This window comes from Thalassospira sp. (genome assembly GCF_030690045.1).
In the GTDB taxonomy this organism is placed as follows: domain Bacteria; phylum Pseudomonadota; class Alphaproteobacteria; order Rhodospirillales; family Thalassospiraceae; genus Thalassospira.
In genome coordinates this window covers 67195-80557 of the sequence record NZ_JAUYHK010000022.1, presented here as the reverse complement: position 1 = coordinate 80557, position 13363 = coordinate 67195, and the positions used below count along the sequence as shown (strand labels likewise).

At 57.6% G+C, this 13363-nt stretch carries 13 protein-coding genes, 1 other RNA gene and 1 CRISPR repeat array; of the genes, 5 read left to right on the top strand and 9 right to left on the bottom strand.

Going from position 1 to position 13363, the window contains the following annotated elements; genetic code table 11:
• The first annotated feature begins 9 nt into the window (after window positions 1-9).
• From Q8O73_RS19375 to Q8O73_RS19365, 3 genes are read left to right on the top strand one after another with little or no spacing between them, the layout of a single operon-like run.
• Window positions 10-681, top strand: coding sequence for a GntR family transcriptional regulator (locus Q8O73_RS19375; RefSeq protein ID WP_305559852.1), 672 nt, complete (start codon window positions 10-12; stop codon window positions 679-681).
• 21 nt (window positions 682-702) lie between these two features.
• Complete coding sequence (locus tag Q8O73_RS19370; protein WP_305559851.1) at window positions 703-2583, top strand: bifunctional sugar phosphate isomerase/epimerase/4-hydroxyphenylpyruvate dioxygenase family protein; 1881 nt, start codon at window positions 703-705, stop codon at window positions 2581-2583.
• A gap of 10 nt (window positions 2584-2593) precedes the next feature.
• Window positions 2594-3034: a type II 3-dehydroquinate dehydratase gene (locus Q8O73_RS19365; protein ID WP_305559850.1), complete on the top strand. Its 441-nt coding sequence runs from the start codon at window positions 2594-2596 to the stop codon at window positions 3032-3034.
• On the opposite strand, the gene recR is transcribed toward Q8O73_RS19365, so the two are convergent.
• The 4 genes from recR to ffs all read right to left on the bottom strand — a co-directional run bounded on the left by recR (window position 3031) and on the right by ffs (window position 6085).
• Window positions 3031-3624, bottom strand: coding sequence for a recombination mediator RecR (gene recR, locus Q8O73_RS19360; RefSeq protein WP_305559849.1), 594 nt, complete (start codon window positions 3622-3624; stop codon window positions 3031-3033). The two genes, Q8O73_RS19365 and recR, sit on opposite strands and share 4 nt — an antisense overlap.
• 65 nt (window positions 3625-3689) lie before the next feature.
• On the bottom strand, window positions 3690-4013 hold the full coding sequence (locus Q8O73_RS19355) for a YbaB/EbfC family nucleoid-associated protein (RefSeq protein WP_305559848.1): 324 nt from the start codon (window positions 4011-4013) through the stop codon (window positions 3690-3692).
• Window positions 4010-5824, bottom strand: a complete 1815-nt coding sequence (locus tag Q8O73_RS19350) for a DNA polymerase III subunit gamma/tau (protein ID WP_305559847.1) — start codon at window positions 5822-5824, stop codon at window positions 4010-4012. The genes Q8O73_RS19355 and Q8O73_RS19350 overlap by 4 nt, the downstream gene beginning before the upstream one ends.
• Before the next feature lie 166 nt (window positions 5825-5990).
• Window positions 5991-6085, bottom strand: an RNA gene (ffs, locus tag Q8O73_RS19345) — signal recognition particle sRNA small type.
• Between the two features lie 183 nt (window positions 6086-6268).
• Here ffs and nudC point away from each other — a divergent pair.
• Complete coding sequence (gene nudC / locus Q8O73_RS19340; RefSeq protein ID WP_305559846.1) at window positions 6269-7195, top strand: NAD(+) diphosphatase; 927 nt, start codon at window positions 6269-6271, stop codon at window positions 7193-7195.
• On the opposite strand, the gene Q8O73_RS19335 is transcribed toward nudC, so the two are convergent.
• Both Q8O73_RS19335 and Q8O73_RS19330 read right to left on the bottom strand, forming a co-directional pair.
• Window positions 7192-7563, bottom strand: a complete 372-nt coding sequence (locus Q8O73_RS19335; RefSeq protein WP_305559845.1) for a DUF1636 domain-containing protein — start codon at window positions 7561-7563, stop codon at window positions 7192-7194. The two genes, nudC and Q8O73_RS19335, sit on opposite strands and share 4 nt — an antisense overlap.
• Before the next feature lie 52 nt (window positions 7564-7615).
• Entirely contained in the window at window positions 7616-8497 is an 882-nt protein-coding gene (locus Q8O73_RS19330) for a LysR family transcriptional regulator (protein ID WP_305559844.1), read from the bottom strand.
• A 161-nt stretch (window positions 8498-8658) separates the two neighbouring features.
• Here Q8O73_RS19330 and Q8O73_RS19325 point away from each other — a divergent pair, with 161 nt between their 5' ends.
• Complete coding sequence (locus Q8O73_RS19325; RefSeq protein ID WP_305559843.1) at window positions 8659-9267, top strand: glutathione S-transferase family protein; 609 nt, start codon at window positions 8659-8661, stop codon at window positions 9265-9267.
• Between the two features lie 59 nt (window positions 9268-9326).
• On the opposite strand, the gene dapE is transcribed toward Q8O73_RS19325, so the two are convergent.
• The 3 genes from dapE to Q8O73_RS19310 form a co-directional block, all read right to left on the bottom strand.
• On the bottom strand, window positions 9327-10466 hold the full coding sequence (gene dapE, locus Q8O73_RS19320; protein WP_305559842.1) for a succinyl-diaminopimelate desuccinylase: 1140 nt from the start codon (window positions 10464-10466) through the stop codon (window positions 9327-9329).
• Window positions 10467-10575: 109 nt separating this feature from the next.
• A complete protein-coding gene (dapD, locus tag Q8O73_RS19315; protein ID WP_305559841.1) occupies window positions 10576-11421 on the bottom strand; it encodes a 2,3,4,5-tetrahydropyridine-2,6-dicarboxylate N-succinyltransferase in 846 nt (281 codons plus the stop codon).
• A 1242-nt stretch (window positions 11422-12663) separates the two neighbouring features.
• Entirely contained in the window at window positions 12664-12915 is a 252-nt protein-coding gene (locus Q8O73_RS19310) for a hypothetical protein (protein WP_305559840.1), read from the bottom strand.
• 42 nt (window positions 12916-12957) lie between these two features.
• A CRISPR array of direct repeats spans window positions 12958-13255; the repeat unit is 36 nt; unit sequence GGTGTAGTCCCCCTCAATTTGGGGGTGATCTCCAAC.
• Between the last annotated feature and the right edge of the window lie 108 nt (window positions 13256-13363).

The following is a 13363-nucleotide window of genomic DNA, read 5'->3' as shown; positions in this document are numbered from 1 at the left end:
GAGGATATCATGAGCAGCATTACCGCCACCCCGAGCGCCACTGTCGCCGATACGGTCTATACCGAAATTCGCGATGATATCCTGTATGGCGAGTTGCAGCCGGGTAGCAAGCTGAAACTGGACGGTTTGCGCGAGCGCTATAATGTCAGTGTGAATACCCTGCGCGAGGTTTTGAACCGTCTGTCGGCCTTTGGCTTTGTCACTGCCGAAGGGCAAAAGGGATTTCGGGTGGTGGAAACCACGCGCACCAATTTTCATGAACTGACCGAAATGCGGTTGTTACTGGAAATCGACGGGCTGGCGAAATCGATCAAGGCCGGAGATGTTGAATGGGAAGCCCGCATTGCCGCCGCCCATCATAAATTGTCGAAGGTCGAACAGCAGATGCTGGGCGGGCAGAATCGCGATTTGACCGCGCTTTGGAGCCAGTATGACCGTGAATTTCATCAGGCGCTGATTTCGGCCTGTGGATCGCAATTACAGATGAAAATGCACCGCGAGATTTTTGACCAGTTCCGCCGTTATGTGGTGATCGAACTGAAAACCCACGGGTTTCGTGCCGAAGAAATCATTGATGAACATCATACGATTTTCGATCTGGCACTGGCGCGGCGCGGGGACGAGGCATTGGCCGCCCTTGCCGATCATATTGTGACCTATCGACGCCGGTCACAGAACTGATAACCCCGGAGGGGTAAGGATATGCTGACATCGATTGCCACGGTTTCGCTGAGCGGCGATTTGCGCGAAAAACTGGACGCGATTGCCGATGCCGGTTTTGACGGGGTCGAGATTTTTGAAAATGATCTTCTGACCTTTGACGGATCGCCAAGGGATGTGGGGCAGACCATTCGCGATCTGGGTTTGAAACTGGTGACTTTTCAGCCGTTTCGGGATTTTGAAGGCATGCCCGAACCCCAGAGAACGCGCGCCTTTGATCGTGCCGAGCGCAAATTTGATTTGATGGCGGAACTGGGAACAGATCTTTTGATGGTGTGTTCCAATGTCTCGCCGCAGTCTTTGGGCGGGTTGGACCGGGCGGCCCAAGACCTTGCCGAACTGGGTGACCGTGCAGCCAAACGGGGACTTCGCATTGCATTTGAAGCCCTGTCATGGGGCCGGCATATCAGCGATTATCGCGACAGTTGGGAAGTGGTGCGTCGGGCCAGTCACCCGAATGTCGGCTTGGTGCTTGATACATTCCACATTATGGCGCGCAAGGTGCCGATCAAGGCGATTGCATCAATCCCCGGCGATAAAATTTTTCTGGTGCAGGTGGCTGATGCGCCAATTCTGGAAATGGACCCGTTATCCTGGAGCCGCCATTTCCGGTGTTTCCCCGGCCAGGGGGATTTTCCACTGGCGGATTTCATGCGCAATCTGGCGCAGACCGGCTATGACGGGCCGTTGTCACTGGAAATTTTCAATGACCAGTTTCGGTCCAGTTCGACGAAAACCGTGGCAAAGGACGGTTTGCGGTCCCTGATTTATCTGGGGGACGGGGTGGAGGGGGTGACGGTTGGCGCGAAGGCAACGACCCTGCCACCCAAGGCCGAGGCACGCCATGTTGAATTTGTTGAATTCGCGGTCGAGGAAGAAAACGCCGAAAGCCTTGCCACCCTTTTTAGCGCCATGGGGTTTGAAAAACGCGGAAGCCATCGCAGCAAGGCGGTGACATGGTGGAAGCAAAACAACATCAATTTCGTGATCAATTGCGAAAAGGATGGCTTTGCCCATGCCTATAACATCGTGCATGGCCCGTCGGTTTGTGCGGTGGGGCTTAAGGTTAATGATGCCGGGGCGACGATGAACCGCGCCGAGGCCCTGTTGGCAGCACCGTTCCGCCAGAATGTTGCGCCCGGCGAGATTGAAATGCCCGCCATTCGCGGGGTGGGCGGCAGTCTGATTTATTTTCTGGATGATCAAAGCGAACTGGCATCGATCTGGGATGTGGAATTTGATGCTGCCACGCCCGATGCCGGGCCGAAAACATCGGGGTTGTTACAGGCCGTCGATCACGTTTCCTATTCGATGCAATATGAGGAAATGTTAAGCTGGTTGTTGTTTTTTACCGCGATCTTTGATCTGGGAAAAATGCCGACCCTTGATATTCCAGATCCCGGCGGACTGGTGCAAAGCCAGGTCGTGCAGGCCCGCGATGGCGGGGTGCGCCTGATCCTGAACGGATCGCAAAGCCCCAATACCCAGCATTCGCAGTTTTTGTCGGAATTTTTCGGAAGCGGGGTGCAGCATATTGCCCTGTCGAGCAGCGATATTTTTGAATCAGTCGCCCAATGTCGGAAAAATGGCGTTGAAATCCTGCCGATTCCGGAAAATTACTATGACGATATCGAGGCGCGGTTTGGTTTGAGTCCCGATTTGCTGGATCGTTTGCAGGCCAATAACATCCTGTATGACCGTGACGATGACGGCGAATATTTTCAGGCCTATAGCAAAACATTCGCCAGCCGCTTTTTCTTTGAACTGGTGGAACGGCGCGATTATCGCGGGTTTGGCGCGGCCAATGCGCCGATCCGGCTGGCTTCGCAAAAGCGCCTGAACCGGCGCGACACAAGTGATTGAAGGGCATGATATGACGCCGAAAAACATTCGGGTGATCAATGGTCCGAACCTCAATCTTTTGGGGCAGCGTCAGCCGGAAATTTACGGTTATGACACCCTTGCCAGCATTGCCGATAAATGTGGGGTTGTTGCCCGCGATCTGGGGGTGGTTGTCGGGTTTGAACAATCGAACCATGAAGGGGCGATTGTCGACATGATCCATGCGGCACGGGGGACTGTGTCGGCGATCATCATCAATGCCGGGGCCTATACCCACACATCGGCGGCGATCCACGATGCCCTGAAAACTTTTGACGGTTATGTGATTGAATTGCACATTTCCAACCCGCATGCCCGCGATGAATTCCGCCATCATTCCTGGATCAGCGCGGTGGCCGATGCCGTTATTGCCGGGGCGGGGGCCTATGGGTATGAATTGGCGGTACGGCTGGCGGCGGAAAAGATTGCCTAAACGGCACTTCGCGACCGCAGGGCGGCATTCAGGGTGCCGTCATCGAGATAATCCAGTTCGCCGCCGACCGGAACACCATGTGCGAGGCGGGTGATTTTTACCCCGGTTTCGTGCAAGCGTTCGGTGATGTAATGGGCGGTGGTCTGGCCATCGACGGTGGCATTGGTGGCAAGGATAACCTCGGTCACCCCGGTATCACGCACCCGGCGCACCAGATGATCAATCTGCAAATCATCCGGACCGATGCCATCGAGCGGCGACAAGGTGCCGCCCAGAACGTGATAAAGGCCCTTATAGGCATTGGCGCGTTCAAGCGCCCACAGATCCTGGACTTCCTCGACCACGCAAATCATGTCGTGTTGCCGGTTGGCGGTGCTGCATATATGGCAGGGATCGGTGACATCGATATTGCCGCAAGTTTTGCAAGTGGTCATGGCCTGCGCGGTTTCTTCAAGCGCATGGGCCAGCGGGATCATCAGGGTTTCGGGTTTTTTGAGCATCTGCAACACCGCACGGCGGGCCGAACGCGGCCCAAGGCCGGGCAGGCGCGACAGCAATTTGATCAGATTTTCAATTTCCCGTCCGGTCATGAAAGCCCTGTGCGGTGCAAAGGGTGGCGCAAGGCCGCCCTGTCGATGTCTGGAAAACCCGGTGATCAGAAAGGCAGTTTGAAGCCTTCGGGCAGATTGAGGCCGCCGGTGACGTCCTTCATTTTTTCCTGCACGGCGGCTTCGACCTTGACCTTGGCGTCGTTATAGGCGGCAACGATCAGATCTTCGAGGACTTCGGTGTCTTCGGGATCGACAATGGTTTTGTCAAGCGACAGGCCGCGCATTTCGCCCTTGCCGTTCAGCATCACCCGCACCAGTCCGGCCCCGGATTGGCCCTCAACCTGCAAGGTTACGAGGCTTTCCTGCATTTCCTGCATTTTGGATTGCATCTGTTGGGCCTGTTTCATCATTCCGGCAAGGTTCTTCATAGCTCGTCGTCTCCTTCGAGATAAAACGCATCATCATAAACCGATCCGCCTTCCTTTTCCTCGTCGGGCGTTTCTTCCTGCCCGGCAGGCAGGTGAACGGCGACGATTTTGGCCGACGGAAATGTATCGAGAACAGCCTTGACCAGCGGGTCGTGCGAGGCATCGGCCTTGCGCTGTTCAAGGTCTTCAAGTTCCTGTTCCTTGAGGGTCGGGGCACCGCTGTCGCGTTCTGACACTGAAACAATCCAGCGTTGCCCGGTCAGGGTATTCAGCGCCTTGATCAGGCGGCTGGCAAGGTCGGGTTTGGCCCCCTGTGCCGGGCGAAATTCAATCCGGCCCGGTTCAAATTTGACCAGATGCACATAATTGCGCAACTGAATGGCAAGGGCGGCTGTATCGCGATCGGCGCGCAGCAAATCCGATACCTCGGCCAGACTTTCGGGCATTTTTGCGAAAACCGGTTGCGGCGGGGCCGCGACATTGGGTTCGGGCGTGGCTTGTCGGGCGACGGCCATCGCCCCGCCGCCATTGACCACCTGCATGCGTGGGCCGGAACCGCCGCCATTTCCACCAGCACCACCGGAATTGCCCGGCGTACCGCCCGCAGCCGGTGTCATTCCGGTGCGCAATTTTTTGATCAGGTCGCCGGGCGGCGGCATTTCGGCGGCATAGGCCAGACGGATCAGGATCATTTCGGCGGCCTGAATCGGCGAGGGCGCAATCCGGGTTTCTTCCAGACCTTTTAACAACATCTGCCAGGCGCGGGTGAGTTGCGGCATTGCCAGTTTGGTGGCGATTTCGCGGCCGCGTTCGCGTTCAATCTGCGAGACGCCGGGGTCGTTGGTGGCCTCGGGCGACAATTTGACGCGGGTCAGCCAGTGGGTGAGATCAAGCAAATCCTGCAACATCACCGCCGGATCGGCCCCTAGCGCATATTGCGCACTCAACAGCGCCAGCGCCTCGTTGATTTCGCCTTTCATGGTGGCGTCAAACAGATCGAAAATACGCGACCGGTCCGACAGGCCCAGCATGTCGCGGACTTGCTGCGTTGTGACGGTGCCTGCTCCATGCGAAATTGCCTGATCCAGAAGGCTCATACCATCGCGGACCGATCCGTCGGCGGCGCGTGCAATCAGGGCCAGGGCTTCGTCCTCGATCCCGGCTTTTTCCAGATCGGCGATACGCCGGTAATGGGCGGTCAGTTCTTCGGTCTGGACCCGGCGCAGATCAAACCGCTGACAACGTGACAGGACGGTGATCGGAATTTTGCGGATTTCGGTGGTGGCAAAGATAAATTTCACATGTTCGGGCGGCTCTTCAAGGGTTTTCAGCAACGCATTGAAGGCGTTTTTCGACAACATATGCACTTCGTCGATGATGTAAATCTTGTAGCGTGCCGAAGTCGGGCGATAGCGCACGCCGTCAATCAGTTCGCGGATATCATCAACACCGGTGCGCGATGCGGCGTCCATTTCCAGAACGTCAACATGGCGGTCTTCGGCAATCGCCCGACAGTTTTCACACACACCGCAGGGATGGATGGTGGCGTTGCCGGTGCCATCGGGGCCGATGCAATTAAGCGCACGGGCAATGATGCGGGCGGTGGTGGTTTTGCCAATGCCGCGCACCCCGGTCAGAACGAAGGCATGGGCCAGACGCCCGCTTTCGAGCGCATTGGACAGCGTTTGCACCATCGGCCCGTGACCGATCAGTTCCCCGAAGGTTTTCGGGCGGTATTTGCGGGCCAGAACCTGATATTCGGTTTTCGGCCCGGTGCTGTCTGTGCTGGCGGTGTCGATCTGATCCGTCATGGGGTCCCGTCCGGCATGTTGTGTCGTATCGCGCGTTTGTGTTTTAGCAGCATCGGGGCCATCGGGGAAAGACCCGATCGCATTCCGGCATGCTCCACGCACCATAAACAGCGCCATCCCCGGCAAAGCCGCGATTTTTGGCAAAAATCATATGAGGGGGAAAAGGGTGAGAGACCGGACCGCGACCCGGAAAAACTCGTTACGGCTGCTACCTTCCGGTCCTGACCGGGTTGGCGAGCGGTCCGTCCACGACCAGCCTCTCGCCCCCTATATCGCGCAAGGCGATACAAAACGCAAGGGGTGTGTGGGAAATTTCAGGGCGATTTTGCCGTTGATGATCAGCCATACCTGATTGCCGGTTGCGTCCGGGGAAGGGCGGAGTAATGTTCTGTCAGAAATCAATTTGACCGGTCGTCGTGCCGGTTGCGACAAGACGGATCACCCATGAGCAGGCTTTTTTATGTTTCCGACGGGCAGGATCGTGATGCGGCGATCCGGGTGTCGGGTCAGTGGCGGCAGACATTGTTGCGCGAACGCGATGTGCGGATTTTGGTCTGTTATGGCGGTGATCCACTGTTTGCCGGGCCGGAAGACAGCGGTGCGCATGATATCCTGATTCTGGATGCTGCCCGGTTGTTGCGGCTTGATATCGATCACGAATCGGCAAGCTGGGTCTATCTGGGGCGCAATGACGGGCGACCGGTTCTGGCACTTGATCTGTCGTCGTTGCTGCCCGACCGTGATCAGGCCGCAGCGATGATGCAGGGCACCTTTGGCGATATGCGCACCCGCATGGCGGCCCTGCCTGACAGGGATGCCGCCCTTGCTGCGCAGGCGCGGGCGTTGTTTATCTGGCATCGCAAACACCGGTTTTGCGGGGCGTGCGGCCATCCGACCGTGATGTTGGAGGCCGGATACCGGTTGAAATGCAGCAACCCTGAATGTGGTATTGATCATTTTCCGCGCATTGATCCGGCGGTGATCATGCTGGTGCATCATCAAGATCATGTGTTGCTGGCGCGATCCCCGCAATTTTTGCCCGATACGGTGTCGGTTCTGGCCGGGTTTGTCGAGCCGGGGGAAACACTGGAACAGGCGGTGCAGCGCGAAGTGTTTGAAGAAGTCGGGATTCGGACCGCAACACCGCGCTATATCGCATCCCAACCCTGGCCGTTTCCGGGGTCGTTGATGCTGGGTTTTGTGGCAGAAGCCGAGACCATCGATATCGTGATTGATGAAAAGGAAATCGAATTTGCGATGTGGGTGCATCGCGACGAGGTGGATGGCCTGCCCGCCCGCGGCATTAATCTGCCGCGCCCGATTTCGATTGCGCGGTATTTGCTGGAAAACTGGAAGGCCGGGAAAATCTAGGATGCCGGAAAGGGCGGAATGCGGGCAATGACATTGCGGCGCAGGCTTTCGGGCCGGTCGCGCCACGGCACAATACCATCCGCGGTAAGGGCATAAAGCCGGGCGAGTTCGCACAGATCGTAAATCATATCGGCATCCAGATTGCCATAAACATACCCCCATCTGTCCGGCCCGTTCAGGGCGACCGAACAGCCCGATTTGCAATTGGTCAGGCATTCGATCGGCAGGATGTCAAACGGCATGTCCGGATCGGTGCAATTTTCCGTCACCCTGTCAAACAGCAGCTTGCCATGACGTGGTTCGTCTGTCCCGTTGGCCGATGAGGCGGTGCAGGTGATGCAGATATTCAGGCGGGGTTTGGTCGTCATGGCATCCGGGTTTGGTTTATTTTGATTGATGATGTTGGAGGGGCGCATCCCGTCAGCTTGCAAGCTGTGCGGTCAAGCGTTCGTCGCCGACAAGACGGTTTACATGGTCCTGAATGGCAGCGGCCAGTTGCCGGTCCACCAGCGGATGGGACGTATCGGCCAGGATCAGCGCCACCCCGACCGCAGGCAGGGGCGGGAAGCCGTCGCGGGCGTCAAGGATCAGGAATTCATCGGTGACACTGGCGGCGGCAAGGGCGGCAACCCCCAGCCCGTCACGGACCAGATGCAAAAGCGATGCGGCCTGCCGCGTGGTGGCAAACAGGGTAAAGGGCCGGTCGGCCTTGGAAATCGCATCAATTGCCCAAGCGTGAAATTTGCAATCTTCGGCCGGAAGGACAAGGGGAATGGTGTCAAGTTCATGCTGTTTATGGATCGGGGAACTGACCCAGACACCCGGTTCATGGCGCAGGAAATAGCCTTCTTCGCCCTTTTCCGAGCGGCTGATGATCGAGAGGTCAAGTTCTCCCTGATCAAGCATGCGGTGGAGCAGGATGGTCGGATTGACCGAAATAAAGAATTTGGCCGCCGGATGAACCGACCGGATGGCGCGCAAGGCCAGCGGCAGGATTTTTTGCGTATAGTCATCCGGGCATCCGATCCGGATCGGGCGGGAGGCATCATGCCCGCGCAATTTACCCATGGCTTCGTCCTGCAAGGACAGTATCCGCCGTGCATAGCCGACAAAGGTAATGCCTTCGTCTGTCAGGGTGACATTGCGCCCGTCGCGTTCAAACAGCCGGTTGCCGACCAGTTCTTCCAGACGTTTCATCTGCATCGAAAAGGCCGATGGCGTGCGGCCAATGCGGTCGGCGGCGCGGTTGAAACTGCCGCATTCGGCAAAGGCAACAAAACTGCGCAGCAGGTCGGCATCCATGTCGCAGCCCTCACTCTCTTTCTTCCGGATCAAATAAAATGATCAATGAAATTGATGGATGTGATCAAAACTATGCGATTGTTCTGCTGCGCGCCAGACGCAAATATCGCCTGTGACCGGGCCGGTTCATTTCGCCAGAAAATGCACCAAGGATATTTGACATGATATTGCACGATTTTTTACCGTCCGGGAACGGATACAAGGCGCGTTTGCTGTTGGCGTTGCGCGGGCAGGCGTTTGAGCTGAAAGAATATGACATTACCCGCGGCGAAACCCGCACGGCCGATTTCACCGGCCGGATCAATGCCAATGGCCGGATTCCGGTGCTGGAACTCGATGACGGGCGGATGTTGCCCGAAAGCAACGCGATCCTGATGTTTCTGGCCGAAGGCACCGCGCTTTGGCCCGATGATGCGTGGGAACGCGCCCAGGTGATGCAGTGGCTTTTTTTTGAACAATATGAACATGAACCCACCATTGCCGTGTTGCGGTCATGGTTCGGGGTCAAGGGATTGCCGGAACATGCCGATATTCTGGTGCCGATGAAACAGGCCGGGGCGGACAAGGCCCTGAAGGTGATGGAGCAGCGTTTGTCGGACCATGACTGGCTGGTGGGCGATGGCCTGACGATTGCCGATATTGCGCTGTATGCCTATACCCATGTCGCGCCGGAAGGGCGGATTGACCTGGCACCTTTTGCCGGGATCAACCGTTGGCTGGCGCGGATTTCTGCCCTGCCCGGCTATGTGCCGATTACGTGGAAGCCCTGAACCCTTAAGGCCGGGATGTCGGTGATTGCCAACAGGCCGCCGACATCCCGCCATATGGTTCAGTCGAAATAGCTGTTGAGGATTTTGATATAAATTTCCGTCAGCTTTTCGATATCTTCAACCATCGCATGTTCATCGACCTTGTGCATGCTTTGCCCGACAAGGCCGAATTCGGCGACTTCGCAATATTTCTGGATAAAACGGGCATCCGAGGTGCCGCCGGTGGTGGACAATTCCGGGCGGTGGCCGGTGATTTTTTCCGAGGCATCGGCAATCAGACCGGCCAGTTTGCCCGGTTCTGACAAAAATGCCTCGCCCGATATCTTGACCGTCAGATCATGCGCCCCGGCATAGTGCGCGCAGGTGTCCCGGATCCATTTTTCCAGATCGGCCCCCTGATGCAGATCGTTGAAACGGATATTGAAAGCCGCGCTGACCCTGGCCGGGACCACATTGGTTGCCGGGTTTCCGGCATCAATCGTGGTGATTTCAAGGTTGCTGGGCTGAAAATGCGGGGTGCCGTGATCCAGTTCGCGATGGCACAGCGCATCCAGCACCCCGATCAGGCGCGGAATCGGATTATCGGCCAGATGCGGATAGGCGACATGCCCCTGCGCGCCATAGACCGTCAACCAGCCGGTGATCGAGCCGCGCCGCCCGACTTTCATCATTTCGCCCAGATATTTGGGGTTTGTCGGCTCCCCAACCAGGCAAACATCGAATTTTTCGCCGTGATTGTCGCACCAGTCGATCAGCCGCACCGTGCCATTGACCGCATCGGCTTCTTCATCGCCGGTGATCAGGAAACTGATGCTTTCGTCAAAATCGGGGCGGGCGGCCAGAAAGGCATCGACCGCGCCGACAAAACAGGCAATGCCGGTTTTCATATCGGCGGCCCCGCGCCCAAACAGGCGGCCATCCACCACTTCTGCGCCAAACGGGTCAACACTCCATGCCGCAACATCCCCGGCGGGGACAACATCGGTATGACCGGCAAAACAGAAATTGCGGCCCTGTGTGCCGCGCCGGGCATAGAGATTGTCAATCGGATCAAGGCCGTCTTCGGCAAACACCTTGCGGGTGACGGTGAAACCGCGGGCTTCGAGCGTTGCCTGCAACACATCCAGCGCCCCGGCATCATTCGGGGTGACAGACGGGCAGCGGATCAGGTTGCGGGCAAGATCAAGGGCGACGGACATCGGGCAAAAAACCTTTGGCTGGCGACAGATACAGAAACGGGGCGAAACCGCCATGATGCGTCTTCGCCCCGTTGTTATACGCAATCAGATCACGGCATCACAACAGCGATCAATCGCGCAGCAATTCGTTGATCGAGGTTTTGGAACGGGTTTTTTCATCAACCCGTTTGATGATCACGGCGCAATACAGCCCCGGCCCCGGCTTGCCATCAGGAAGCGGTTTGCCCGGAATGCTGCCCGGAACGACAACCGAATAGGCCGGAACGCGGCCGATAAAGGTTTCGCCGGTATTGCGGTCGATAATCTTGGTCGATGCGCCGATGAAAACCCCCATCGAAATCACCGCCCCTTCTTCGACAATCACGCCTTCGACGATTTCCGAACGGGCGCCGATAAAGGCGTTGTCTTCGATAATCACCGGCCCGGCCTGAAGCGGTTCGAGAACCCCGCCAATCCCGGCCCCGCCTGACAGATGAACGTTTTTGCCGATCTGCGCACAGGATCCGACGGTGGCCCAGGTATCGACCATCACGCCGCTATCGACATAGGCGCCGAGATTGACAAAACTGGGCATCAGAACCGTGCCCGGTGCGATATAGGCCGACCGGCGCACGATGCTGCCCGGAACGGCGCGGAAACCGGCGGATTTGAATTCGGCCTCGCCCCAACCGGCGAATTTTGACGGCACCTTGTCCCACCAGTTGGTGTTTTCGCCGGGGCCACCGGGAATGGCGGCCATGTCATTAAGGCGGAACGACAGCAAAACCGCCTTTTTCGCCCATTGATTGACCACCCACGCCCCGCCGGTTTTTTCGGCGACTCGCAGGATGCCGCTATCAAGCGCGGTCAGGGTCTGTTCCACGGCCTTGCGCACTTCGCCACTGGTGGCGGGGCTGATCTGGTCGCGATTTTCCCAGGCGACATTGATGACGCCTTCGAGTTGTGCCTTGTCCATCGTCGGATTCCTTGCGCTGGTCTGAATACCGGGTTGCGGCGCAGAATGGTCAAAGCCGCCCGGCAAGTCAACTGCGCGGGTGCAGGGCGGGCGCAAAAAGCGGCGAATCGGCCCCGATCCCCACCCCGCCCCCCACCCAGATCCGGGAACCCCCGACCCGCATCGCACAGGATGCGGGCCTGTTTCCGGCATCCCGGCCCCGCCTTTAACAAATTGATTTTGAATGATTTTTGATCAACTGGCGGGATGCAGATAAAGTTTTTTCAAAAAATCTGAAAAAAGTTCTTGATTTGTTCTTTTCATTGCAGCATAACAGAAAAGTCAACGGGACAATTCCGCCCGGACCGAAACCCGCAAGGCTTATGCCTTGCGGGTTTTTGCGTTTGGGCCAGAGGAAAGAGGCGATGATGATGCGTTACTACATGGACAGAGAAGGCGGCGGGCAAGCCCGCAAAATCATGACCGGCGGATGGAGGAGCCATTACGGGGGCATTGCGCGGGTCCGCTAACCCGGCCATTTGTCAGGACGCCCGAATTGCGTCTTGTCGGTGGTAAGACCTGCCCGGATCGGGGCGGGTGCCATCCGGCCTTGCCGGGAGTGGCAGGAGCGGGGGACGGGTCCGAAGACGGCCTGTTGGCATGACTGACGGATGCCCGAGGTGCGCCTTGTGGTTGGCCGTGCCTGCCCGGATCATGGCGGGAGCTGTCCGGCCTTGCCGGGCCTGTTGGCACGGCGGGCAGAAGCCCGAAGTGTGTCCGGTTCCCGTCGAGGTGACGGGAAAGCCGTCTTGCGGCGGGGCCGGTTGATGCGGGGCGGAAGCCCGATGACGGAAGAAGACCCAAGCCTGCATTTTCGGATGCGGCGGGTGAGGCAGACGGGGGTATGGGCGCCATATCAGGTACCCCTGATGGAGCCTCGCCAAAATCCCACGGGGGTAGTCCGTCTTGTGTGCATCGGTCCTGCGCCGTTGGCGATTTGGGTGGTTTTGGGTGGGGGTTTCTGGCCGTCACCGCCGCGAAAGCGAGAGCCAGCTTGCGGTTGCCGGGTTTCCGGGGGGCATGGGAAGGGCGATGGCGGAGGCCTTTTCAGGATGCATCATGGTATCACCAAAGTCAGGAATTGGAGGGGACAGAGACATTTTCATGATACGTCAGGGTGCCACGAAAGTCAGGGATTGGCGGTGCGTTATGGCGACCAGAACACGCGAGCAATTTGCACCACAGATCAATTCGGAAATTCTGTCAGCTATCTGCGATCTGGCACAGGATGAAGGACGGCAATGCAGGCCCTGAGAGATGAGGCGCTGACCGATCTGCAATCCGCGCCGAAATGAGTTTGGCGGCAGACTGAGCCTGCGCCATTTCAACGCCCCACCGATCACCGGCGATTGCGCGTAACGGCGGGCCGACGGTGAGCAAAGCCGTATGCTTGTGCTTTAAAACCATCGGTGCATTTGGCATGCCGCCCGGCCAGATTTTCTTCGTCGGCGTCACGGGAACCAATCCTGTCAAAATTCAGGGATTGGCTCCCGCCTTTTTCCGGGCACGTCCAATTTGGGGGTGATCTCCAACTTGGGCGGGGCAGGGGTACGGATGCCGTCGGTGTAGTCCCCCTCAATTTGGGGGTGATCTCCAACTTGAGAAGATTGGCAGAAAAACTAGGGTAAGGTGTAGTCCCCCTCAATTTGGGGGTGATCTCCAACAGGCCTTACCATCTCATCTTGCAAATCAAAGGTGTAGTCCCCCTCAATTTGGGGGTGATCTCCAACGAAAAGCATCTGTTCGAGACGATCCTGCAGGTGTAGTCCCCCTCAATTTGGGGGTGATCTCCAACAGGATTCCCGGTTCCTGTTGATCTGTCAAGGGAATCTGGTGAAATGACCGGGGCATTGTCGTGTTTTTTCCCTTGTTTCACCGGTTTTTTCGCCGGTTTTTGTCGGTT

What these genes read in the sequence shown, in the direction of transcription:
- Q8O73_RS19330 (WP_305559844.1), bottom strand. Translation starts at nt 8,497, where the DNA reads ATGGATGCCGACCTGCTGCGCAGTTTTGTTGCCTTTGCCGAATGCGGC.
- Q8O73_RS19370 (WP_305559851.1), top strand. Translation starts at nt 703, where the DNA reads ATGCTGACATCGATTGCCACGGTTTCGCTGAGCGGCGATTTGCGCGAA.
- Q8O73_RS19365 (WP_305559850.1), top strand. Translation starts at nt 2,594, where the DNA reads ATGACGCCGAAAAACATTCGGGTGATCAATGGTCCGAACCTCAATCTT.
- dapD (WP_305559841.1), bottom strand. Translation starts at nt 11,421, where the DNA reads ATGGACAAGGCACAACTCGAAGGCGTCATCAATGTCGCCTGGGAAAAT.
- Q8O73_RS19375 (WP_305559852.1), top strand. Translation starts at nt 10, where the DNA reads ATGAGCAGCATTACCGCCACCCCGAGCGCCACTGTCGCCGATACGGTC.
- Q8O73_RS19355 (WP_305559848.1), bottom strand. Translation starts at nt 4,013, where the DNA reads ATGAAGAACCTTGCCGGAATGATGAAACAGGCCCAACAGATGCAATCC.
- Q8O73_RS19350 (WP_305559847.1), bottom strand. Translation starts at nt 5,824, where the DNA reads ATGACGGATCAGATCGACACCGCCAGCACAGACAGCACCGGGCCGAAA.
- nudC (WP_305559846.1), top strand. Translation starts at nt 6,269, where the DNA reads ATGAGCAGGCTTTTTTATGTTTCCGACGGGCAGGATCGTGATGCGGCG.
- dapE (WP_305559842.1), bottom strand. Translation starts at nt 10,466, where the DNA reads ATGTCCGTCGCCCTTGATCTTGCCCGCAACCTGATCCGCTGCCCGTCT.
- Q8O73_RS19325 (WP_305559843.1), top strand. Translation starts at nt 8,659, where the DNA reads ATGATATTGCACGATTTTTTACCGTCCGGGAACGGATACAAGGCGCGT.
- Q8O73_RS19335 (WP_305559845.1), bottom strand. Translation starts at nt 7,563, where the DNA reads ATGACGACCAAACCCCGCCTGAATATCTGCATCACCTGCACCGCCTCA.
- recR (WP_305559849.1), bottom strand. Translation starts at nt 3,624, where the DNA reads ATGACCGGACGGGAAATTGAAAATCTGATCAAATTGCTGTCGCGCCTG.